The organism is Nocardia sp. XZ_19_231 (assembly GCF_015355705.1).
Classification (GTDB): domain Bacteria; phylum Actinomycetota; class Actinomycetes; order Mycobacteriales; family Mycobacteriaceae; genus Nocardia; species Nocardia salmonicida.
On sequence record NZ_JACUZI010000003.1, the window covers coordinates 645,808 to 667,476 of the forward strand.

22 protein-coding genes are annotated in these 21,669 nt (G+C 68.2%); 12 read left to right on the forward strand and 10 right to left on the reverse strand.

Going from position 1 to position 21,669, the window contains the following annotated elements; genetic code table 11:
• Nucleotides 1–445: 445 nt before the first annotated feature.
• Nucleotides 446–739 (forward strand): chorismate mutase, encoded by a 294-nt coding sequence (locus IBJ82_RS16295; protein ID WP_056816138.1) that lies wholly within the window; start codon nt 446–448, stop codon nt 737–739.
• Nucleotides 740–839: 100 nt separating this feature from the next.
• Here IBJ82_RS16295 and IBJ82_RS16300 read toward each other — a convergent pair whose 3' ends face one another.
• Nucleotides 840–2,297 (reverse strand): NAD-dependent succinate-semialdehyde dehydrogenase, encoded by a 1,458-nt coding sequence (locus IBJ82_RS16300; protein ID WP_194826737.1) that lies wholly within the window; start codon nt 2,295–2,297, stop codon nt 840–842.
• A gap of 246 nt (nt 2,298–2,543) precedes the next feature.
• On the opposite strand from IBJ82_RS16300, the gene pgi reads away from it, so the two are divergent.
• Nucleotides 2,544–4,187 carry a glucose-6-phosphate isomerase gene (pgi, locus tag IBJ82_RS16305; protein WP_194826738.1) on the forward strand — a complete coding sequence of 548 codons (1,644 nt, stop codon included), beginning with the start codon at nt 2,544–2,546 and terminating at the stop codon, nt 4,185–4,187.
• Here pgi and IBJ82_RS16310 read toward each other — a convergent pair.
• The 4 genes from IBJ82_RS16310 to IBJ82_RS16325 all read right to left on the reverse strand — a co-directional run bounded on the left by IBJ82_RS16310 (nt 4,156) and on the right by IBJ82_RS16325 (nt 7,777).
• Nucleotides 4,156–4,731 carry a potassium channel family protein gene (locus tag IBJ82_RS16310; protein ID WP_194826739.1) on the reverse strand — a complete coding sequence of 192 codons (576 nt, stop codon included), beginning with the start codon at nt 4,729–4,731 and terminating at the stop codon, nt 4,156–4,158. The two genes, pgi and IBJ82_RS16310, sit on opposite strands and share 32 nt — an antisense overlap.
• 78 nt (nt 4,732–4,809) lie before the next feature.
• Nucleotides 4,810–5,475: a nucleoside/nucleotide kinase family protein gene (locus IBJ82_RS16315; protein ID WP_194826740.1), complete on the reverse strand. Its 666-nt coding sequence runs from the start codon at nt 5,473–5,475 to the stop codon at nt 4,810–4,812.
• A gap of 49 nt (nt 5,476–5,524) precedes the next feature.
• Complete coding sequence (locus IBJ82_RS16320; RefSeq protein WP_194826741.1) at nt 5,525–7,153, reverse strand: acyl-CoA dehydrogenase family protein; 1,629 nt, start codon at nt 7,151–7,153, stop codon at nt 5,525–5,527.
• A gap of 18 nt (nt 7,154–7,171) precedes the next feature.
• The gene (locus IBJ82_RS16325) at nt 7,172–7,777 is read right to left on the reverse strand and encodes a TetR/AcrR family transcriptional regulator (protein WP_194826742.1); all 606 of its coding nucleotides are present in this window, start codon (nt 7,775–7,777) and stop codon (nt 7,172–7,174) included.
• Between the two features lie 63 nt (nt 7,778–7,840).
• On the opposite strand from IBJ82_RS16325, the gene IBJ82_RS16330 reads away from it, so the two are divergent.
• Together IBJ82_RS16330 and IBJ82_RS16335 are read left to right on the forward strand one after the other, a co-directional pair.
• Nucleotides 7,841–8,638 (forward strand): crotonase/enoyl-CoA hydratase family protein, encoded by a 798-nt coding sequence (locus IBJ82_RS16330; RefSeq protein WP_194826743.1) that lies wholly within the window; start codon nt 7,841–7,843, stop codon nt 8,636–8,638.
• Nucleotides 8,638–9,975 (forward strand): hypothetical protein, encoded by a 1,338-nt coding sequence (locus IBJ82_RS16335; RefSeq protein ID WP_228537151.1) that lies wholly within the window; start codon nt 8,638–8,640, stop codon nt 9,973–9,975. The genes IBJ82_RS16330 and IBJ82_RS16335 overlap by 1 nt, the downstream gene beginning before the upstream one ends.
• Before the next feature lie 81 nt (nt 9,976–10,056).
• Here the strand turns inward: IBJ82_RS16335 and IBJ82_RS16340 are convergent, their stop codons facing one another.
• On the reverse strand, nt 10,057–10,758 hold the full coding sequence (locus IBJ82_RS16340; RefSeq protein ID WP_194826744.1) for a TetR/AcrR family transcriptional regulator: 702 nt from the start codon (nt 10,756–10,758) through the stop codon (nt 10,057–10,059).
• A 43-nt stretch (nt 10,759–10,801) separates the two neighbouring features.
• Nucleotides 10,802–12,100, reverse strand: a complete 1,299-nt coding sequence (locus IBJ82_RS16345) for an alpha/beta hydrolase family protein (RefSeq protein WP_194826745.1) — start codon at nt 12,098–12,100, stop codon at nt 10,802–10,804.
• Between the two features lie 132 nt (nt 12,101–12,232).
• Here IBJ82_RS16345 and IBJ82_RS35375 point away from each other — a divergent pair, with 132 nt between their 5' ends.
• A complete protein-coding gene (locus IBJ82_RS35375; protein WP_370585337.1) occupies nt 12,233–12,934 on the forward strand; it encodes a rhomboid-like protein in 702 nt (233 codons plus the stop codon).
• On the forward strand, nt 12,913–14,331 hold the full coding sequence (locus IBJ82_RS16350; RefSeq protein ID WP_370585339.1) for a bifunctional lysylphosphatidylglycerol flippase/synthetase MprF: 1,419 nt from the start codon (nt 12,913–12,915) through the stop codon (nt 14,329–14,331). The genes IBJ82_RS35375 and IBJ82_RS16350 overlap by 22 nt, the downstream gene beginning before the upstream one ends.
• Here the strand turns inward: IBJ82_RS16350 and IBJ82_RS16355 are convergent.
• Entirely contained in the window at nt 14,328–15,020 is a 693-nt protein-coding gene (locus tag IBJ82_RS16355; RefSeq protein WP_194826746.1) for a pyridoxamine 5'-phosphate oxidase family protein, read from the reverse strand. The two genes, IBJ82_RS16350 and IBJ82_RS16355, sit on opposite strands and share 4 nt — an antisense overlap.
• Nucleotides 15,021–15,099: 79 nt before the next feature.
• Between IBJ82_RS16355 and IBJ82_RS16360 the strand changes: the two genes are divergently transcribed.
• The 3 genes from IBJ82_RS16360 (at nt 15,100) to IBJ82_RS16370 (ending at nt 18,235) form a co-directional block, all read left to right on the forward strand.
• Entirely contained in the window at nt 15,100–16,476 is a 1,377-nt protein-coding gene (locus IBJ82_RS16360; RefSeq protein WP_194826747.1) for a PLP-dependent aminotransferase family protein, read from the forward strand.
• Between the two features lie 71 nt (nt 16,477–16,547).
• Nucleotides 16,548–16,793, forward strand: coding sequence for a DUF2630 family protein (locus tag IBJ82_RS16365; RefSeq protein ID WP_194826748.1), 246 nt, complete (start codon nt 16,548–16,550; stop codon nt 16,791–16,793).
• Nucleotides 16,790–18,235, forward strand: coding sequence for an NAD(P)/FAD-dependent oxidoreductase (locus IBJ82_RS16370; RefSeq protein ID WP_194826749.1), 1,446 nt, complete (start codon nt 16,790–16,792; stop codon nt 18,233–18,235). The genes IBJ82_RS16365 and IBJ82_RS16370 overlap by 4 nt, the downstream gene beginning before the upstream one ends.
• Here IBJ82_RS16370 and IBJ82_RS16375 read toward each other — a convergent pair.
• Both IBJ82_RS16375 and cobF read right to left on the reverse strand, forming a co-directional pair.
• A complete protein-coding gene (locus tag IBJ82_RS16375; RefSeq protein WP_194826750.1) occupies nt 18,228–19,097 on the reverse strand; it encodes an Fpg/Nei family DNA glycosylase in 870 nt (289 codons plus the stop codon). The genes IBJ82_RS16370 and IBJ82_RS16375 overlap by 8 nt on opposite strands.
• Before the next feature lie 43 nt (nt 19,098–19,140).
• Complete coding sequence (gene cobF / locus IBJ82_RS16380; RefSeq protein ID WP_194826751.1) at nt 19,141–19,881, reverse strand: precorrin-6A synthase (deacetylating); 741 nt, start codon at nt 19,879–19,881, stop codon at nt 19,141–19,143.
• A gap of 58 nt (nt 19,882–19,939) precedes the next feature.
• Between cobF and IBJ82_RS16385 the strand changes: the two genes are divergently transcribed.
• The 3 genes from IBJ82_RS16385 (at nt 19,940) to IBJ82_RS16395 (ending at nt 21,656) form a co-directional block, all read left to right on the forward strand.
• On the forward strand, nt 19,940–20,743 hold the full coding sequence (locus IBJ82_RS16385) for a thymidylate synthase (protein ID WP_194826752.1): 804 nt from the start codon (nt 19,940–19,942) through the stop codon (nt 20,741–20,743).
• 2 nt (nt 20,744–20,745) lie between these two features.
• Entirely contained in the window at nt 20,746–21,225 is a 480-nt protein-coding gene (locus IBJ82_RS16390; RefSeq protein ID WP_194826753.1) for a dihydrofolate reductase, read from the forward strand.
• A 104-nt stretch (nt 21,226–21,329) separates the two neighbouring features.
• Nucleotides 21,330–21,656, forward strand: coding sequence for a cupin domain-containing protein (locus tag IBJ82_RS16395; protein WP_194826754.1), 327 nt, complete (start codon nt 21,330–21,332; stop codon nt 21,654–21,656).
• The last annotated feature ends 13 nt before the right edge of the window (nt 21,657–21,669 follow it).

The following is a 21,669-nucleotide window of genomic DNA, read 5'->3' on the forward strand; positions in this document are numbered from 1 at the left end:
ACCGCTCGGCGCGGGCGCTGGTTCGCTGGGATCGGTGGCTGAGGCGTGGGGAGCGACCGTGATATCCATCGTCTGTCCACGCTACCGGCGGCCACCGACAAGCCGCGAACCGCAGCCGCCGAGGTGACCAGCGGACGGCGGCTCGGCAAACCACGGGTGAACGCGGCCAGGTAGACGCGGGCAGCGCTGGTGACCGTTCTCAGCGAATTCACAAACAGAACTGTTTTGCCTACCTAGCGCCCCGTGGCAGACTGGGCGACATGGTCAGAGCTTCTCCGCATGCCCGGATCGGAGGCCGATCCGATATCGTGGCGGCGAGTACGACTTATGTGTACTCCCGGGGGATCCTGTACCGCCCATCGGGAAAGTTTCAGGGTGACGGAACAGATCGGGTAACAGGCCGTTCGGTTTGACCGATCCAAGTTCTGACACGAGGAGATGAATGATGAGCACCCCTGCTACGACCACCGGCTCCGATTCGGCCTTGCCGCAGTCCGAAGCCGAGATCGACAAGCTCCGCCTCGAGATCGATCAGCTCGATGCCACGATCCTCGCCGCGATCAAACGCCGCAGCGAAATTTCCCGGATCATCGGCCGCACCCGCATGGCTTCCGGCGGTACGCGCCTGGTCCACAGCCGTGAGATGAAGGTGCTCGAGCGCTTCAGTGAGCTCGGCCAGGAGGGCCACACCCTCGCCATGCTCCTGCTCCGCCTCGGCCGCGGCCGACTCGGCCGCTAGCCCCAGACCACAAACCTAGCGGCGGACCAGCCAGTTCGCCGCTTCCGAAAAGCCGCCCCGGGTGCGACACCATCCCCGGGGCGGTTATTTTTGGCCCGACTCAGGTCAGGGCGATGTATTTGGTGTTCAGGTATTCCTCGATGCCCTCGGTGCCGCCCTCGCGACCGAAGCCCGATTCCTTGACTCCACCGAACGGGGCCGCGGGGTCGGAGATGACGCCACGGTTGACGCCAACCATGCCGCTGTCCATCGCCTCCGAGATCCGAAGCGCGCGATCGAGGTCTCGGGTGAAGACGTAGCTGACCAGCCCGTATTCGGTGTCGTTGGCGGCCGCGACACCCTCGTCCTCGGTATCGAAGGCGACGATCGGAGCCACCGGGCCGAAGACCTCCTCGCGCAGGATGCGGGCGGTCGGCGGAACATCGGCCAGGATCGTGGCCGGGTAGTACCACCCCGGACCGCTGGGGGCCTTGCCGCCGATCAGGACTCGCGCGCCGACGGAAACCGCATCATCGACCAGGTCGCTCACGATCTCGCGCTGGTCCTCGCTCACCAGCGGGCCGAGGGTGGTCGCGGAATCGGTGCCCGGCCCCATCACGACGGTGTCGGCCATCGCGGCGACGAACTTCTCGGTGAACTCGGCGACTACGCCACGCTGGACGTAGAACCGGTTGGCCGCGGTGCAGGCTTCGCCGCCGTTGCGCAGCTTCGCCTGCATCGCACCGGCCACGGCGGCGTCGATATCGGCATCGTCGAACACCACGAACGGTGCGTTGCCGCCCAATTCCATGGACGTGCGCAGCAACCGGTTCGCGGACGCGGAAACGAGTTTCTTGCCGACTTCGGTGGAGCCGGTGAAGGTGAGCTTGCGCAGCCGCGGATCGTCGATCAGCGGGCCCGTGACAGCCCCGGAACGCTGCGTGGTGACCACCGACAGCACCCCGTCGGGCAGGCCGGCTTCGCTACAGAGCTTGGCCAGCGCCAGCATGGTCAGCGGCGTCGCCGAGGCGGGCTTGACGATCATCGTGCAGCCTGCCGCCAGCGCGGGCCCGATCTTGCGGGTGCCCATGGCGAGGGGGAAATTCCACGGCGTGATCGCCAGGCACGGCCCCACCGGCTGCTTGGCGACCATGATCCGCCCCGTCCCCGACGGCGCGTTCAGATACCGCCCGTGAATCCGCACCGCCTCTTCACTGTTCCAGCGGAAGAACTCGGCGCCGTAGCGCACCTCGTTGCGGCTTTCCGCGAGCGCCTTGCCCATCTCGAGCGTCATCAACAGCGCGAATTCCTCCGCCCGCGCGGTCAGCTGCTCGAACACCGTGCGCAGGATCTCGCCCCGTTCCCGCGACGGCGTCGACGCCCACGCGTCCCCTGCCGCGACGGCCGCGTCCAACGCCCGCATCGCGTCCTCGGGGGTCGCGTCCGCCACCTGCGCGATCACCGACCCGTCGGCCGGATTGCGCACGTCGAAAGTCCCACCCCCGGTGGCCTCGACAGGTCCGGAGCCGATCCACAAACCCTTGGGTACGAATTCGAGTACATCGCGTTCAGACACCATGCGCCCAGCCTAAGCCCGCCGCCCCAGCCAACACCCGAACACCGAGTCGGACGATCACCACTTTCCCTCCCCGCACCCGCGACCCCTAGGGAGCGGCGGCCACGAAGTGGCCGGTCCGCGGCCGGGTCGCCGGTCAGGCGCCGTTGCGTAGGCGACGAAGGAGCAAGCAACGGTGCCTGACCGGCGGCCCCTTGGGGCCGCGGACACCCGCGCGCCAGCGCGCATATAACGCGGTACCCTCGGGTCGTGAGCAGCAGCGACATCACCGCGTCGGCGGCCTGGCAGGCACTGCACGGCAATCACCGCACCGTTGCGCCGATGCATCTACGGCAACTGTTCGCCGATGATCCGGCACGCGGCCGCGAGCTGACGCTGCGGGTGGCCGATCTGCACATCGACTACAGCAAGCACCGCGTGACCCGCGAAACTCTGCGCCTACTCATCGATCTCGCGCGCACGGCGGGTGTGCCGCAACGCCGCGACGCGATGTATTCGGGTCAGCACATCAACACCTCCGAAGACCGCGCGGTCGGCCATATCGCTCTGCGCCTTCCGGTCGGCGACCAGCTCTGTATCGACGGCACCGACGCCGACGCCGAGGTGCACGACGTCCTGCACCGGATGGGCGAATTCGCCGATTCGGTGCGCTCGGGCGCGTGGCTCGGCGCGACCGGAAAACGCATCGAGACCATCGTCAATATCGGCATCGGCGGCTCGGATCTGGGGCCCGACATGGTCTATCGCGCGCTGCGCCACTATGTCGACGCGGGCATCTCCGCCCGGTTCGTCTCGAACGTCGACCCTGCCGATCTGGTCGCCAAGCTCGCCGGACTCGACCCGGCGACCACCCTGTTCGTGGTCGCGTCGAAGACCTTCTCGACGCTGGAAACCCTCACCAACGCGACCGCGGCGCGCCGCTGGCTCGTCACCGCGCTGGGCGAGGAAGCGGTCGCCAAGCATTTCGTCGCGGTATCGACGAACGCGGAACGTGTGGCCGCCTTCGGAATCGACACCGCGCACATGTTCGGTTTCTGGGATTGGGTCGGCGGTCGCTACTCGGTGGATTCGGCGATCGGCCTTTCGGTGATGGTGACCATCGGCAAGGAGAAGTTCGCCGAGTTCCTCAGCGGAATGCACGCCATAGACAAGCATTTCGCGACCGCGCCGCTGGAAGAGAACGCGCCGGTGCTGCTGGCGATGCTCGGCATCTGGTACTCGAATTTCTTCGGCGCCGAATCCCGTGTGGTGCTGCCCTATTCGAACGACCTGGGGCGATTCCCGGCCTATCTGCAGCAATTGACGATGGAGTCCAACGGTAAGTCGGTACGCGCCGACGGCACCCCGGTGACCTCGTCGACCGGCGAGATCTTCTGGGGCGAGCCGGGTACCAACGGCCAGCACGCCTTCTACCAACTCCTGCATCAGGGCACCCGCCTGATCCCCGCCGACTTCCTCGGCTTCGCCAGGTCCACCGATGACCTGCCGACCCGCGACGGCACCGGCAGCATGCAGGACATCCTGATGAGCAACCTGTTCGCGCAGTCGAAGGTGCTGGCCTTCGGCAAGACCGCCGAGGAGATCCGGGCCGAGGGCACCGACCCGGAACTGGTGCCGCACAAGGTGATGCCGGGCAACCGGCCGAGCACCACGATCCTGGCTGAGGAGCTCACGCCGTCGGCGCTGGGACAACTGATCGCGCTCTACGAGCATCAGGTGTTCGTCGAGGGCATCATCTGGGGCGTCGACAGCTTCGATCAGTGGGGCGTCGAACTGGGCAAGCAGCAGGCTCTGGCCCTGATGCCGTTGCTCAGCGGGCCGGAAAAGCCAGTGTCGGTGGGTGATTCGTCGACCGACGAGCTCATCGAGTGGTATCGGACGCACCGCCGCTGACTTCGCGCGCTGCACGCGCGGCACGAGTCGCGGCTTGGACCCGGGCGGTCACGCTGGTAGTGATGATGGTGAGCAGGGTGCCGAGCACCACCAGGTCGAACACGATCTGCACCATTGTCGCGATCCGCGCCGCCTGACCGGCGGCGTGCACATCGCCGTAGCCGACGGTGCCGAGCGTGGCGAGCGTGTAATACAGCGCGTCGGTGCGGGTTTCGAGCCCGTCGAATTGACCCGGATGAACCTGCTGCAAGCGGAAATAGAACAGGGCGAACACCACGCCGACGACGCACACGAGCAGCAGCAATCCGTCGACCTGCGCACCCATGGCGGTCGGCGCCCTGAGGTAGTTATCGATCCGCCGCCAGACCAGCCAGCCGATTCCCGCGATCCCGGCCAGGAACAGACACACCCCCAGCAACCGCCCCGGCCACGCGTCGAGCTCGAACGCCCAACCCACTGGCACGCTGTAGTACAGCAACACCGAGCAAAACGCCGCCGCACCATTGCGCATCACATGATGGGGGAACCGCCGATCTCGCGTCATCACTCCATGATTGCCCCGAAGCCGCCGATTTCCGTGCACACGCGCCGAGCAGGTCGGGGCCGGCCTGTTCGAAACGGATCAGGTCACGCGGTAGCCATGTCCCGCGGCGGTCAACACGTGGTCAGCGCGGTCCCTGCTCGCCGCGATGAGATCAGCGTTGCGCAGATCGCTCCCCGTCACCTTCTCTCGCGCCTGATCCGATGTTCGCCCGCCCGCGGTGTGCCGGTCCATGAGTCGTTCGGTGAGCACTCCACGCGGCGCGTCCAGGTACCAGCACGCGTCGAGCAGCCCGCGGACCTCAGCCCAACCCGGCGCCTCGGCATCGGTCAGCAGCAGGTAGTTGCCCTCGACGATGACCACCCGCTCGTCACACACGACCACGCCGCCGTCGGTCGGCTCGTCGATCGCGCGATCGAACAGCGGCCACGGCACCGGCGCTCCGACCGGTGTTTCCCGCAGCAACCGCAGATCCGCGACGAACCCGCCCGCGTCGAAGGTATCCGGTTCACCTTTGCGCGCCAAGGCATTCCGCGCCCGCAGCACCTCATTTCGCAGGTGGTAGCCGTCCATCGGCGCTACCACCGCAGGCCGCCCCGACGTGATCGACTCGGCGCACAGCCGCTGCGCCAGTGTCGACTTCCCGGCGCCGGGCGGCCCGGCGATCCCGAGCAGGAACCGCTCACGGCGCATCGGAATCTGTTGAGCCAGTTCGCTCACCGACAGCACCCCACTCGCCCAGGTCACCTGGGTACCCTACCGACGAGCTCACCGGATATCGGTGAGCACATCGGACTCAGCGCACGTCGACGAATCCGCGTTCGAGGATCGCGCCGGTGTCCGCACCGACCGGCAGGGTGCCGAACGCGATGCCCCAGTCGCCGCCGAGGCGCGTCGCGCAGAAGGCATCCGCGACGGCGGGATGTCCGTGCCGCACCAGCTGCGCGCCCTGCAGGACCAGTGCCATGAGTTCCACGACGCGTCGAGCGCGATATTCGATGTCGGACAGGTCGGTGAGTTCCTTGCCGACGCGGTCGATCGCGTCGTCGAGGCGCGAATCGGCACCGCGGGCGAGACCGACCTCGGCGAAGTACGCCTCGACCGTCTCGGGCTGACGTCCCATGGCGCGCAGCGCGTCCAGCGCCGCCACATTGCCCGAACCCTCCCAGATCGACATGAGCGGCGCCTCGCGGTACAGCCGCGGCATCCCCGATTCCTCGGCATATCCGTTGCCGCCGAGACATTCCAGGGCCTCGGCGGCGTGGGCGGGAGCACGCTTGCAGACCCAGTATTTGGTGATGGCGAGGGCGATACGGCGCAGCGCCGCTTCGGCCGGATCGCTACCCGCGCGATCGGTGGCGCCTGCCAGTCGCATCATCACCGTGGTCGCGGCATCCGATTCGACGACGAGGTCGGCGAGCACATTGCGCATCGCGGGCTGGTCGATCAGCTTGGCGCCGAATGCTTCTCGATGCCTGGCGTGATGGATCGCGGTCACCGCGCCGAGCCGCATGCCGGTGGCCGAGCCGATCACACAGTCGAGGCGGGTCATATTGACCATCTCGATGATCGTCTTCACGCCTGCTCCCTCGGCGCCGACGAGCCAGCCGGTGGCGTTCTCGTACTCGATCTCCGAGGACGCGTTGGACTTGTTGCCCAGCTTGTCTTTCAGTCGCTGGATGCGGAGGGGGTTGCGGGTGCCGTCGGGCAGCACGCGCGGCAGCAGGAAACACGACAGGCCACCGGGGGCCTGGGCAAGGGTGAGGAACATGTCCGACATGGGCGCCGAGGTGAACCACTTGTGCCCGACGATGCGGTACGAACCGTCGGATTGCGGTGTGGCGGTAGTGGTGTTGGCCCGCACGTCCGAGCCGCCCTGCTTCTCCGTCATCGACATGCCCGCGATGAGCCCGGCCTTGGTCGACGGCTCGCGCAAGCCGAAATCGTAGGTGCGTGAACCGAGTAGTGGCTCGAAGCGGGCGGCCAGTTCGGGATTGTGGCGCAACGCGGGCACCACCGCGTAGGTCATCGAGATCGGGCACATGTGCCCGGCGTCCGCAGCGCCCCAGGTGAAGAACTTGGCGGCGCGAGCGGTGTGCGCGCCCGACCGCTCGTCCAGCCACGGAGAACCGTGCAGGCCGTGCGCCACAGCGACTTTCATCAGGTCGTGCCAGTGCGGGTGGAATTCCACCTTGTCGACCCGATTACCCCAACGGTCGTGGGTGTGCAGCACCGGCGGGTACTCGTTGGCCAGCCTGCCCCACTCCTGCGCCTCGAAACCGCCCGCCAGCGCGCCGAGTTCGCGCACCTCGGCTTCGGCCCAGCCTGCCCCTTCGCGGTGCAGTCCTTCCAGCAGCGCGGGGTTGCGCGCGCCATCGAAGGGGATCAGTGGTGGCGCCTGGTTGAACACTTCGTGGGTCGGCATGTCCTGTAACTCCTTCGACTACAACGTTTCCGGGCGCGCACCGAGCGCGCGCACGGCGAAAGCAACCAATTCGGGAACGACGGTCTCGGCGTGCGGAGCCGCCGCCAACGGCCCGACGAGTACCTCGCCGATCGCGCCGACAAGGGCAGCGGCGGTGAGGCTCGGGGCCTGCGCGGGCAAACGACCCTCGGCGACACCGTGCGCGATAGCGGTCTCGAACGACGCGGCGAACGCGCGCCGGAATTCCAGCCGCTGCGCGTCGACCGCGGGGTCCACGGGCTCGGCCAGCAGGACATAGGCCAGTTTCGGATTCTTCAGCGCACGACCGGCGAAGGTCTCCACCGCGGCGGTGACCCGCCCGACCACGTCACCGGCGGCCACCGCGGCTCGCACCGCGTCGACCTCGCGGGCGACCACCGTCTCGAACACCGCCGCTACCAACTCGGCCTTGTTCTCGAACTGCTTGTACACGGTGCCGGTCGCGATTCCCGCCTCGGCGGCGACCGCGGCCATCGACAGTCCGGCGAACCCATCACGCGAGAGCACGGCGGTGGCGCCCTGCACGATCAGCGCCCGTTGCGCGTCGAGCCGGGCCTGTACGGCCGGGGTCCTGCGGTACACCATGTGAAGAAGTGAACCACTAATTCACCTCTTCACACAAGGGCAGGCTGGCCGTATGGTCGAGGAATGGAACCATCGACCGGTCAGCCGGCTTCACCCCCCGTGCGCGTCGAGCACGCAGGCCCGGTCACGACGGTGATCCTGGATCGCCCACAGGCCCGCAACGCGGTGGACGGCCCGACCGCTCGCGCGTTGGTGGAGGCCTTCCGCGCGTTCGACGCCGACCCCACCTCCTCGGTGGCCGTGCTGTGGGGCGAGAACGGCACCTTCTGCTCCGGCGCCGACCTCAAAGCCCTCGGCACCGAGAACAGCAATCACGCCGCCGAGGACGGTGACGGTCCGATGGGCCCGACCCGGCTGCGCCTGTCCAAGCCGGTGATCGCGGCGGTCTCCGGATACGCCGTGGCGGGCGGGCTCGAACTGGCCCTGTGGTGCGATCTGCGAATTGCCGAGCAGGACGCCACTTTCGGCGTCTTCTGCCGCCGCTGGGGCGTTCCGCTGATCGACGGCGGCACCGTGCGTCTGCCGCGCATCGTCGGCGAAGGTCGCGCACTCGACATGATCCTCACCGGCCGCCCGGTGAGCGCGCCCGAAGCGCTGCAGATGGGCCTGGTCACCCGGGTCGTGCCCACCGGCGATGCCCGCCGCGTCGCCGAGGAACTGGCCGCCCAGCTCGCGGCGCTGCCTCAAACCTGTCTGCGCACCGACCGCGCCGCCCTGTACGACCAGTACGGCCACACCGAGGAAGAGGCGCTGCGCATCGAATTCCGGCACGGCCTGACCGCCTTGACCGGCGGTGCGCTCGACGGCGCCGCCCGCTTCGCCGCGGGTGAGGGCAGGCACGGTAGCGCAGACCGCCGCTGATGGACCGTCTCACGGTCGTCGACGAAATCTTCCTGCGCACCCACCGCGGCATGGGCACCCCCATCGCGCTCCAGGGCCTCTGGCGCACCACCGATGCGATGGAACCTGTGCTCCTGCAAGCGATTCACGACCGTTTACGTCACGGCCGGTTGGGTCGCAGAGTCGTCAACCCGCGGGTCCCCGGTGCCCGCCGCGCCTGGCAACCCAACATCGGAGCGCACGCTCTCGACCTCCTCCCGAACGCCATCGGGACCGCCGAAGCCGGTTGGTCGACAACACCGATGAGCCCGGACGACCTCACTTCCAGCAGCGTGGGGCCACTCGCCGAGCACGCGATCCTGCCCTGGGCCGATGCCCTCGGCACCGACCTCGACCCGGAGTACACCCCGGGATGGCGGCTGTCGGCCGCGCGCCTGGACGACGGCGGAACCGTGGTGGCCGTGACGTGTTCGCACGCACTCGCCGATGCCCGTGGTCTGATCCACGCCATCACCGTCGCCCTCGACTCCCTCGGAGCCGCCGAACCCACTCGCACATCACCGGCCGCCGAGCAGAACAGGCCCAGCGGCGGGAAAGGCATCCGCGCAACGTCTTCGGACTGGGCTGACGCGCGCACCCAATGGACCACCATCATCAGCGGCACCGCACGCGCGCTGCGCCGAGGCATCCCTCGGTCACCCGCAACCAGCACCCCCGACACGTCCACCGATCGCGCCATCCACAGCACCCTGCTCACCTTCGACGCAGACCACTGGGACACCACCGCGGCCACGGCCGACGGAACCGCGAACAGCCTGTTCATTCACCTGATCGCGAATATCCTGTGGCACAACGGATTCCCGACTCCGACGATCATCGCGAGCCTGCCCGTGGACACTCGCGACGAACCACGCGTCGACAACGACCTCGCGATGACCGAGATCGCGATCCAGCGCACCGACTCCCCCGCGACAATCCGCGACAAGGCCAAGGCCGCCTATCAGCGCCGAATATCGAGCCCCGCAAGCCTTCCCGAGGAGATTCTCCAAGTACTCCCCGACCACTACGCCTACGCCCTCAGCAAGGGCGCGGGCGAGCGGGACATCCTGTGCTCCAACATCGGAACCCTCCCTGAAGCCGTGCGAAATGTCGGGCCGCACAACTGCACCCGAGTAGCCGCACGTGCGATCCACCCCGGCATCACCACTTTCCCCCGCACCCGACTCGCGGGCTACCTCTCCCACCTCGGCGATACCTACACACTCGCCCTCGTCAGCCTCGCCGCGGACAACGACGCCCTGCCCGAATCCATCGACAAGGCCTGTGCGGCAGTGGGATTGCACCCCCGCCCCTGGTAGTCGACCGGCAACCCGAGCTTGCCCGCGACCGCCCGGATCGACAGCGCCCGGTGCCGCCCGACCCTCCTCGCGGTTCGCGCGTCAGGTCGCCGTCATCCCGACGAGCAGCACGCGAAGCCCCCAGACGAACTGATCGACGGAGGTCCAGGCGGCGATCTCCTCGAGGTGCGCCGCGGTGCGCGGCCACCGGGTTGGATCCAGGTGGTGGAGAGCCGCGCGGCGGGTCGCGCTCCGCTCGGATTCCCCGGGCAGCGGCGGCTTTCCATCGGTTTCGGCCACGTCGAGGGCGATCGAGCCGAGCACGTACACGATCACCGCGTAGACCCCGTGCGCGCGGATGGGCGCAGGTAGTCCGCCGCGAGCGAGGCAGACGAACAGCGACTCGGTCATATCGCGTGCCGCGGGCCCGTCCGCCGACGGGCTGTCCATGGGACCCGACATGATCAACTCCGGCACCGCGGGGTGATCGAACAGCCGACCGCGCACACTGAGCGCGAACTGGACCACCGCCGCGGTCCACTCCACGCCGTCGTCGGTGAGCGGCCCGAGCACCACCGACGACAGCACGCGTTCGATCACGGCGCGTTCGAGCCCGTCCGAGCTGCCCACGCGAGCACGCACCGCGGCCGCGTCGACCCCGAGCCGCTGCGCCACCGCCCCGACGGACAGAGCCTGCCTGCCGCCCACGTCGAGAATGGCGAGCGCGGCGTCGGAAATGTGTTTCTCGGTGAGCACCCCTGCTGCGTCACCGGCGTCCGTACCTGGGGTTTCCGCCTCGGACATGCGTCGACTGTACTCCGGCGACCCCTGCGGAATCCGGCACCGATCAGGGTGTCAGGCCCAGCCGGGTGGCCAACCACGGCAGCTGATCGCGCAGCCCGGACGCCCACAGCGCGAAGTTGTGGCCGCCGGGCAGAATCCGCAACCGCACGTCCATCCCCGCGTCTTTCGCCGCCTGATACATCCGCTCCACCTGCGGCCGATACATCTCGTCATCGGCGCCGACCACGAACGCGCCGGCGGAATCCGGATAGGTCCGCGATCGCAGCAGATCGAGCGGATTGACCCGCAGCAGCGCCGCGGTATCCCCGCCGAACGCGGCGTCGACGGTGCGCTGCCGGTCGCCCAGCGTGGGCTCGTCCTGACCGGAGATGTCGAGGAAGTTGGGATAGACCCCGGGATAGTTGGTGGCCAGTTGCAGTGCGCAAGTGCCGCCATAGGACAGTCCACCCACCGCCCAGGAGCGCGGATCCGGATCGATCTGCAGATTCGCCCTTGTCCATGCGGGCACGTCGACGGCCAGGTAGGTGGCGACCTTGCCGAGCGCGGAGTCCAGACACAGCGGGTTGGCCAGCTGGGAGCCGGTCCCGTCGGCCACCACGACCACCGGCGCGAGGCCGTTGTGCGCACGGGCGAAGGAATCCATGGTCTCGGCCAACTGCCCACCGAAGAACCAGTCCTGCGGCGCGCCCGGCTCACCGGCGAGCAACACCAGGACCGGCAGCAGCGGACGCGGGTCCGCGAAATAGGCGGGCGGCAAATAGATCTGAGCCTCGCGAGCGGTGAATCCGGACGCCGTCGGCGGTACCGTCGCGGTCAGCATCCGCCCGCCGTCGGGCAATCCGCCGGGTGCTTGCCACGCGGGCTCGAGCGGGCGCGCGCTGATCACCCGCTCGCTCCGGGTCAGCTCACCGGGCTCGATCCGATCGACCTCTTCCACCCCGAGCGCCGCGCCCACCGTCGGATACGACGCGTACACGAGGTTGATCCGGACTCCCACCGCGACCAGCACGACACCGGCCGCGAGCACGGTCACCACCACGGTCCCCACACTCCGGCGCACCAGAATCCGTGGCACCACCAGCAGCACCGCGGCCACCGCGATCCCGATCAGCACGTACACCGAGACGGCGACCGGATCGGGAAACGGCCGCCACACCTCTTCGACGAACAGGTACAGCGCCACGGTGAGCACCACGGCGGACAGCACCACGATCGGCATGGTCGTCGTGACATACCGCCGTACGCGAGGAAACAGCAACCACACCGCACCCACGGCGCCCAGCACCGTCAGCGCCACCGGCAGCCATCCGGTGAGCAACGACAGATCGGTGATTCGCGTCATCGCTGACCTCCACAGATGCCACCTCGACCGCCCTAGCGCGCGCATCGCGGTCCCGGTACGACCGCGATGACATACGGTACACAGAAGACGTCACCGCGCCGGTGCGGCGCACTCGCAGCAAAGGGTGGTTCTATGAACGACGACGCGACTGCCACCGAACCAGCTCCTTCGCGCGGCGTCGCCCTGGCGCACACCGTGATCCGCCGGGTGCCGTTCACTCTCGGCTTCCTCGTCGTGGTCATGATTCTCGGCCTCGCCACCGGCGGCCTCTGGCGCAGGCTCGACCAGCGTTCCTGGTACCCCGATATCGCCTACGGCTGGCTCGCGCTCACCGAAGGCAAGTGGTGGACGCCGCTGTCGGGCTGGTTCTTCGGACTCACCCCCGTCCAATACCTCTGCATGGCAATCTTTTCAGCGGCCGCGATCGGCTGGGCGGAGTGGCGGCTCGGCACCGTGCGCACCGCCCTCGTCTGCCTGTCGGGCCAGTTGATCGGGGTCCTCGGCGCGTCGGTGACGGTCGGGCTGCTGGCACACACCCATCTCGGTTGGGCCGACCGGCTTTCCGAGGTGCGCGATGTCGGGTTCTCCACGGCGGCGATCTCGGCGGTGGCCGCGGTCTCGGCGACCCTGCGTTCGCCGTGGCGCCTGCGGGTGCGCGCCTTGCTGTTGGCACACGTGTCGATCACCTTCCTGTTCGAATCGACTTTCGCCGATCTCATGCATCTCATCGCGGTCGCCGTGTGGCTGCCCGCGGGCGAAAAGCTCTTCAGCCGAACCGAACAATCTGGCCACGCACCCGACGTGAGGTGCGCATGCTGGCCTTCGCCGGACTGATGGTGATCGCCGCGGCCTCGGTGGCGGTGTATTTCTTCCCCGCCAACAGCCTGCTCGGTCCCACCGGGAACGAACGCGGTTCGCTGTGGAGCACGATCGTCACGGTGGTGGTGATCGGGTTGGTCGCCGATCAGCTACGCAAGGGCCGACACTGGGCGTGGTGGGTCACCCTCGGCTACGGCCTGCTGCACGTGGTGCTCACCCTGGTGCTGCTCGGCGTGGCCATGGGCACCGACTACGAGACCACCGGCGCGGTGACCGTCGGCACCGCCCTGCTGTGGGCGGGCGAGGTGGCGCTGCTCTACGGCGGCCGCGGCGCGTTCCGGGTGCCGGTCCGGCGCAGGATCTCCGGCGGTGCGCTCACCGGCACCGATCCCGCCGAAGCGGTGCGCGACCTGCTCGCCCGCTACGGCGGCAGCACCATGTCGTGGATGACCACGTGGCCGGAGAACAAATACTGGTTCGCCGACGACGGTGAACGGTGCGTCGCCTACCAACGCCACGCGGGCACTGTCATCGCGCTCACCGACCCGATCGGTCCCGAAGAACTGCTGCCGGACACCATCGCCGCCTTCACCGACACCTGCGAGACCGACGGCCTGGTTCCGTGTCTGTTCTCCACCACCGAGATCGTCGCGGATATCGCGGGCGAGCTCGGGTGGCGCAGCGTGCAGATCGCCGAGGACACCATCGTCGACCTGCCCGAGCTCGAGTACAAAGGCAAAGCGTGGCAGGACATCCGGTCGGCGATCAATCGGGCGACCAAGGAGGGCATCGAGTTCCGTCTCGTCGAACTGGGCGATCAGCCGTTCGCGGTGATCGCCCAGGTGCGCGCGATCTCCGAGGAGTGGGTGGGCGAAAAGGGCCTGCCGGAAATGGGATTCACGCTCGGCGGAGTGGAGGAAGCCATGGATCCGGCCGTGCGAGTGGGGCTGGCGATCGACAGCCAGGGCAGCGTGCACGGCGTCACCTCCTGGCTACCCGTCTACGGCCCCGGCGACGAGATCCGCGGTTGGACCCTTGACGTGATGCGCAGGCGCCCCGACGGCTTCCGGCCGGTCGTGGAATTCCTCATCGCCTCGGCGTGCCAAGAGTTCAAAGAAGAAGGCGCCGAGATCGTTTCGCTGTCGGGGGCTCCGCTGGCGCGCAGCGCGAGCACCGAGGGCGCCGAACCGATCGATCGTCTACTCGAAGGGCTCGGCGCCGCGATGGAACCGTATTACGGCTTCCGGTCACTGCATTCGTTCAAAGCCAAGTTCCAGCCCCGCCACGAGCCGGTGTACCTGTGCTACCGCGACGAGGCCGACCTGCCCCGAATCGGCATCGCGCTGACGAAGGCCTACCTCCCCGAAGTCTCGGCCAAGGACCTGATGGCGCTCGGCGCGGCGGGGAACTAGGGAACCGGCACGTCGATCGAGGTCACCCGACCCGCGACATCGGCGGGCACGTCGATGCCCGACTCGAGGTTGTCGGCCGGGATCGGCTCGCCCCATACCTGTCGCAGCGGCAGCACACCGGCCCACACACCACCGGCCGCGATGTCGCCCTCGTCGTCGTTCGGCCCGCCGGTACGCACCTTCACCGACGCCTCGGTGAGGTCGAGCGCCAGCACCATCGTCGCCGCCAACTCCTTGCGGTTGGGCGGCCGCACCCGATCCCAGGCACCGGGGGCGGCGTGCTCGACGATCACCCGCAGGGCGTTGTCGCGCTCGGCCTCGTCGGTGACCAGCACCGCCCTGCCCCGGATCACCGCGCTGCGGTAGTTCATCGAGAAGTGCATGGCCGAGCGGGCGTACACCAGCCCGTCGACGTGGGTCACAGTGAGGGAGATATCGGTGTCGATCGCGGCGCGCAGATTGCCGGCTCCGGTCGATCCGTGCAGGTAGAGGGTGTCGCCGACACGCCCGTAGATGGTGGGCAGCACGACCGGCGACCCGCCGAGCAGCACGCCGAGGTGGCAGATGAGACCCGCGTCGAGCACGTCGTCGAGTGCGGCGCGATCGGTGGCGCCGCGTTCCTTGGCGCGGGTCAGCGTGGTGCGCGGGGTCGGTGACAGGGGGTTGCGGTGGACGTCGTGCGTGCTCATAAGATGAGCTTCGCCGAAGAAGTGGACCGTGTGTAGGTCCAATTCAATCGAATTTCAACAGGCCAATTCGAGGTGGACGATGCTCGACGACCTTCCGATTCCCCTCGACCGAACTGCCCCCGAACCACTCTCGGTGCAGGTGGCCGACGCCCTGCGGGTCGCGGCGACCGACCGGGTGCTGCGCGTCGGCGACCGTTTGCCGTCTTCGCGCGCACTGGCACAGCAGCTCGGGGTGAGCCGGGCCGTGGTGGCGGGTGCCTATGACCAGTTGCACGCGGAAGGCTGGCTGACCGGCAGGCACGGCTCCGGCACCTACTTGAGCACCGCCCCGGCCACCGCACCGCCGAGCACCGAGACCGACCACGGCGCCGATCCCGACGCGGGCCTGCTCGATCTCGGCCCCGGAGCACCGTGCGCCGAAGCGGTCGACTCCGCCGCGTGGCGGCGCGCCTGGCGCGCGGCAGGCGATCAGGCGCCCGAGGCCCGCAAGAACCGCGCGGGCGAACCGGACTTCCTCGCGGCGGTCGCCGATCACCTCCTGCGCCATCGCGGGCTGGCCGCCGGGGCCGGATCGGTGGTCATGGCCACCGCGGGGACCAGCGCGGCGGTGGGTGAGCTGGCTACCGCGCTGCTTCGGCCCGGTGATCGGGTCGCCATCGAGGATCCCGGCTACCTGCGTGCCGTCGGCGCGCTCCGAGCCGCGGGCATCGAGGCTGTCCCGGTGCCCGTAGACGCCGACGGTTTGCGGGTCGACCTGATCCCGGACGGTGTCCGCGCGGTGTATTGCACACCGGCACACCAGTTCCCGCTCGGTGCGATGATGCCCGCCGGCCGCCGGGTCGAGCTCATCGAATTCGCCAGAAGAACCGGAACTTTCATCATCGAAGACGACTACGACGGCGAATTGCGTTACGACACAGCCCCACTGCCGCTGCTGGCTTCGATGGCACCCGACGTCGTGGTGCATCTCGGCACCACCAGCAAGATCATCGCGACCACCCTCGGCGTCGGCTGGCTCGTCGCCCGTCCCGACATCACCGACGCCGTACTCGCCCATCGCGCCGAGATCGGCAGTTCCCCGAGCCCGGCCGGGCAACGGATCCTCAGCGAATTCGCCCGCCACGGCGACCTGTCCCGGCACCTGCGCCGACTTCGCCGGGTCGTGCCGCCTCGACGCGCCATGGTCGTCGACGAACTCGCCCGCCACGGCCTACCCGTCATCGGTGACGACGCGGGCTCGCACGTAGTCGTCGAACTCCCCGGCTCCGACGCCGAACGCCACGCCGTCGACGCCGCCCGCGCACGCGGTGTCCTGCTCGACGGCCTGGCTCGCCACCATCTCGCCGAACCGCACCACTTCGGCGTCGCCATCGGCTACACCGCCCTCAACAGCGCCGACCTCGCCCGCGCCGTGCCTATCGCGGCCGACTGCCTCGCCGAAGCATCTCGCGGATAGTCGACCCTGCGCGGTCGTAGCATGGACCAGGAACCGGCACTACCCCTGGCGACTATCGAAGAGGTGAGCACATGACCGATCAGGACATTCTGGCGCGGATCAAGGAGCTGGTCGACGACGAGCACGCGCTGCGAGCCAAGGCCACCGCGGGCGAGATCGACCCGGTAGCCGAACGCAAGCAGCTGGCCGAGCTGGAAGTGATGCTCGATCAGGCTTGGGATCTGTTGCGGCAGAGACGTGCTCGCAGCGGCTCCGGTGAATCTCCCGAGGACACCGGGCTGCGTTCCCCCCGTGAGGTCGAGGGCTACCTGCAGTGACCGAGGTCGAATACGACGTCATCGTCATCGGCGCGGGACCGGCGGGTGAGAACGCCGCCGCCTACGCCATCGCGGGCAGCGACCGCACCGCCGCCCTCGTCGAGCGGGAGCTGTTCGGCGGCGAGTGCAGCTACTGGGCGTGCATCCCCAGCAAGGCGCTGCTACGCCCCGGCGCCGTACTCGGCCTCGGCGAGTCGATGCCGGGGGTGAGCGCGAGCGGCCCGCAGGTGGCCGATGTGCTCGCCCGCCGCGACAGCTTCGTACACAACCACGACGACAGCTCCCAGGTCGACTGGGCGAAATCGGCAGGCGTCGATCCCGTCCGCGGCGCGGGTCGCCTGATCGGCGAACGACTCGTCGAGGTCGACACCGACGACGGCGTCAAGGTCTTGCGCGCCCGGCACGCGGTGGTCATCGCGACCGGCACCACCGCCACCATTCCGGACATCCAGGGCGTGCGCGAGGCCCTGGCGTGGACCTCACGTGATGCGACCAACCTGACCGTCGTCCCGCGCCGGGTCGCCATCATCGGCGGGGGTGTCGTCGCCTGCGAAACGGCGACCTGGCTGGCCGAACTCGGCGCCGAGGAGGTGACCCTGCTGGTCCGGGGCGACCGCCTGCTGCCACGCAGCGAGCCGTTCGCCTCGGAGCTGGTCCTGCGTGGCTTGCGCGACACCGGAATCGTCACGGTGCGGTTCCATACCGAACCGCTGCTGGTCTCGCGCCGCGACCCCGAAGACACCGGCGTGGGCCACATCCACGGCGGTCCGGTCACCCTGGTGCTCGACGACGGCGAACTCGAGGTCGACGAACTCGTCGCCGCCACCGGCCGCACCCCCGCCACCTCGACTCTCGGCCTCGACGCCGTCGGCCTGCCCGCGGGATACATCGAGGTCGACGACCAGCTCACCGCGCGCGAGGTTCCCGGCGAGTGGCTCTACGCCGTCGGCGACGTGAATCACCGGGTGGCACTGACACATATGGGCAAGTACCAGGCCAGAGTGTGCGGTGACGTGATCGCCGCCCGCGCCGAGGGCAGGGCACTCGACGGCACTCGGTTCACCGCGAGCGCCGACCACCAGCAGGTGCCCCAAGTCGTCTACACCGCACCGGAACTCGCGTCCGTCGGCCTCACCGAACACGAGGCGCGCACCGCCGGATTCGCGGTGGACACGGTCGAGCTCGATATCGCCGTCGCGGGTTCCGCGCTCTCGCGTGACGACTTCCACGGTCGCGCCAAGCTCGTCGTCGACACCGCGGCCGATCGCATTCTCGGTGCCACCTTCGTCGGCCCCGACATGGGCGAGCAACTGCACGCGGCCACCATCGCGATAGTCGGACAGGTGCCGCTGGACACGCTGTGGCACGCGGTGCCCGCCTTCCCCGCCGTGAGCGAATTCTGGCTCCGCCTGCTGGAAGCCTGGCGCGAGAAGACTATTTGAGCAGTCGCGACATCCGCCGGTCGGCGAGCACCTTGCCGCCGGTCTGGCAGGTGGCGCAGTACTGGAACGAGCGCTCCGCGTAGGACACCTCGCGCACGGTGTCCCCGCACACGGGGCACGGCTGTCCGGTTCTGGCGTGAACCCGCATGCCCGAACGCTTCTCGCCCTTCAACCGGGCCGCGTCCTGACCCACCGACCGATCGACCGCGTCGAGCAGAACCGTGCGCATCGCGGTGTACAGCTGCGAAACCGTCTCCGCCGACATCGATTTGGTGTTCGCGAACGGGGATATCTTCGCGGTGTGCAGGATCTCGTCGGAATAGGCATTGCCGATCCCGGCGATCAGGGTCTGATCCACGATCGCGGTCTTGATCCGCTGCGAGGTGCTTTTCAGCAGCGCGGCGAATTCGTCCTCGGTCAGTCCGAGCGCGTCCGGTCCGAGCCGCGCGATGCCCGGCACCAGCTCCGGATCCTCGACGACATACACCGCCAGCCGTTTCTTGGTGCCCGCCTCGGTCAAGTCGATCGCGGGTGTGGCTCCCTCTGGCGTGAAGAAATGCACGCGCAGCGCCAGCGGACTCTTTCCACCCGGCTTCGGCGGCAACGGATTCGGCTCATCGATCCAGCGCAACCACCCACCGCGCGACAGATGGGTGATCAACCACAGTCCGCCACAATCCATACCGAGGAATTTCCCCCACCGCCCGGCACCGGTGACATCTCGGCCGGACAACGCGGTCACCGGCGGATCGAAGGTCTTCACCGCGCTCAGGGCCGCTACATCCACACGGCCGACCACAGCGCCGACGGCATGATCCCGAAGGAACTGCGCCAACGCCTCTATTTCCGGCAGCTCGGGCACGGTTGCCAGTTTAGCGATCTCTTGCGGATCGGCGCGGGATCCGTCAGCCGGCGCGGAGCAGATATACGTCCATGATCCAGCCCTTTTCCGCGCGCAGTTCCGCGCGGCGGGCCACGATATCGCGTTCGACCTCGCGCAGATTTCCTTCGATCAGCGTTTCGTCGGGCATGCCGAGATAGGCACCCCACCAAATGTGGATATCGTCGCCGCGAACTTCGGTGAACGAGCATTCACCGTCGAGCATCACCACGGTCGAGCCCAGACCGAGCCCTTCTTCGCGCAGTCGGCGCCCGGTCGTGACGTGGACGGGTTCGCCGATCCGGTGCAGCACCATGCGGTGGCGCGCTGCCAGCGCGGCGATGCTGGTGACGCCGGGGATCACCTCGTAGTCGAAGTCGGCGCGCCCCCGTGCCAGCACGTGCTCGACCATCCGCAAGGTGCTGTCGTAGAGCGCCGGATCCCCCCACACGAGGATCGCGCCGATGCCGTCTACCTGGTCGAACGCGGCTTCGAGGAGCTCGGAGCGCCGTTCGTGCCAGTCCACGACGACGCCGGCGTAGTCCGCCGGGGTGCGCTCGCGCGGCGGATCGGCGATCTCGATGATCCGATGTGGCGTGTCCACGTGCTCGGCCAAGATCGTGGTGCGGACGTCGACGAGTTCCTGCTTCTCGGCGCCCTTGCCGATCACGAAGAAGGCCTCGGCCTTTCGCATGGCCTTGACCGCCTGCACCGTCACCTGGTCGGGGTCTCCCGCACCGATGCCGATCACGTAGAGCTTGCGCATAGCCGAAGAGCTTGCCAGGTGCCGATCCGCCGAGCCCACCCCCGTAGAATCACAAGACGTGGCCACCCCTGATACGCAGTACGAGGATCTGCTCCGGCACGTTCTGGAGCAAGGCACGCCCAAGGCCGATCGCACCGGCACCGGAACCCGCAGCATCTTCGGTCACCAACTGCGCTACGACCTGGCCGAGTCCTTCCCGCTGATCACCACCAAGCGGGTCCACATGAAATCCATCGCCTACGAACTGCTGTGGTTCCTACGCGGCGATTCCAATGTCTCCTGGCTGCGCGAACACGGCGTGACCATCTGGGACGAATGGGCCGACGCCAAGGGTGAACTCGGTCCCGTCTACGGCGTGCAGTGGCGCTCGTGGCCGACCCCCGACGGCACCCACATCGACCAGATCGCCCAGGTCCTGCACACCCTGCGCACCGACCCCGATTCGCGCCGGATGATCGTCTCGGCCTGGAACGTGGCCGACCTGGACAAGATGGCCCTCGCCCCCTGCCACGCCTTCTTCCAGTTCTACGTCGCCGACGGCAAACTGTCCTGCCAGCTGTACCAGCGCAGCGCCGACCTTTTCCTCGGTGTGCCGTTCAATATCGCCAGCTACGCCCTGCTCACCCTGATGGTCGCCCAGCAGACCGAGCTCGAGCCGGGCGAGTTCATCTGGACCGGCGGCGACGTGCACATCTACGACAACCACGTCGACCAGGTCCGCGAGCAGCTCACCCGCGAGCCCTACCCGTTCCCGACGCTGCACCTGCGCCCGGCGACGAGCCTGTTCGATTACGCCTACGAAGACATCGAGGTGTCCGACTACAAACATCACCCCGGCATCAAGGCGCCGGTGGCGGTGTGAAGATGATCGGCCTGATCTGGGCACAGGCGAACAACGGTGTAATCGGCGTCGACAACACGATTCCGTGGCGCGTGCCCGAGGACATGGCCAATTTTCGCGACACCACCATGGGCCACCCGGTGATCATGGGCAGACGGACATGGGATTCGCTCCCGGCAAGTTTTCGTCCGCTGTCGGGCCGCCGCAATATCGTAGTCACCCGCCAGACTGATTGGGCTACAGAAGGTGCCGAACGCGCCGCCTCGGTGCCCGACGCGCTGACCATGACCGGCGAGACCGACACCTGGGTCGCCGGTGGCGGCGAGATCTACCACGCCGCGCTGCCGCTCGCGACGACACTGCTGGTCACCGAGGTGGACACCACTGTGGCGGGCGACGCCTTCGCCCCGGTCATCGGCCCGGAATGGCACGCGGTCGACACACCGTGGCTGACCTCGAAAACCGGTCTGCACTACCGTATTCGCCACTACACCCGGGACTGACAACACCCGGCTAACGGTCACGGCAAAACGCCCGAACGCGTGGGCGGTGTCGGGCATACTCCTTCGAAGACCAGCCCGCGAGAAGCCTGCGAAAGGCCCGATCCATGGACAAGAAATCGCTGACCGCGGTGGCCCGTCAACAGCTCAAGCTGGCGGCCACCTCGACGAGTGGCCGCAGTTCGCAAACCCTCATCGGCGGCCACACCCACGTGCTGCGCCAGACGGTCGTCGCGTTGGCCGGAGGCCAGAGCCTGGCCGAACACGACAATGCGGGTGACGCCACCATCCAGGTGCTCTCCGGCACGCTGGTGCTGATCGCCGGCACCGACGAATGGAAGGGTTCGGCGGGCGATCTCCTCGTGGTGCCGCGCGCCCGCCACAGCGTCAAAGCCGTCGACGACGTCACATTTTTGCTGACCGTCGCGAAATAGCAGGTCGATCGCC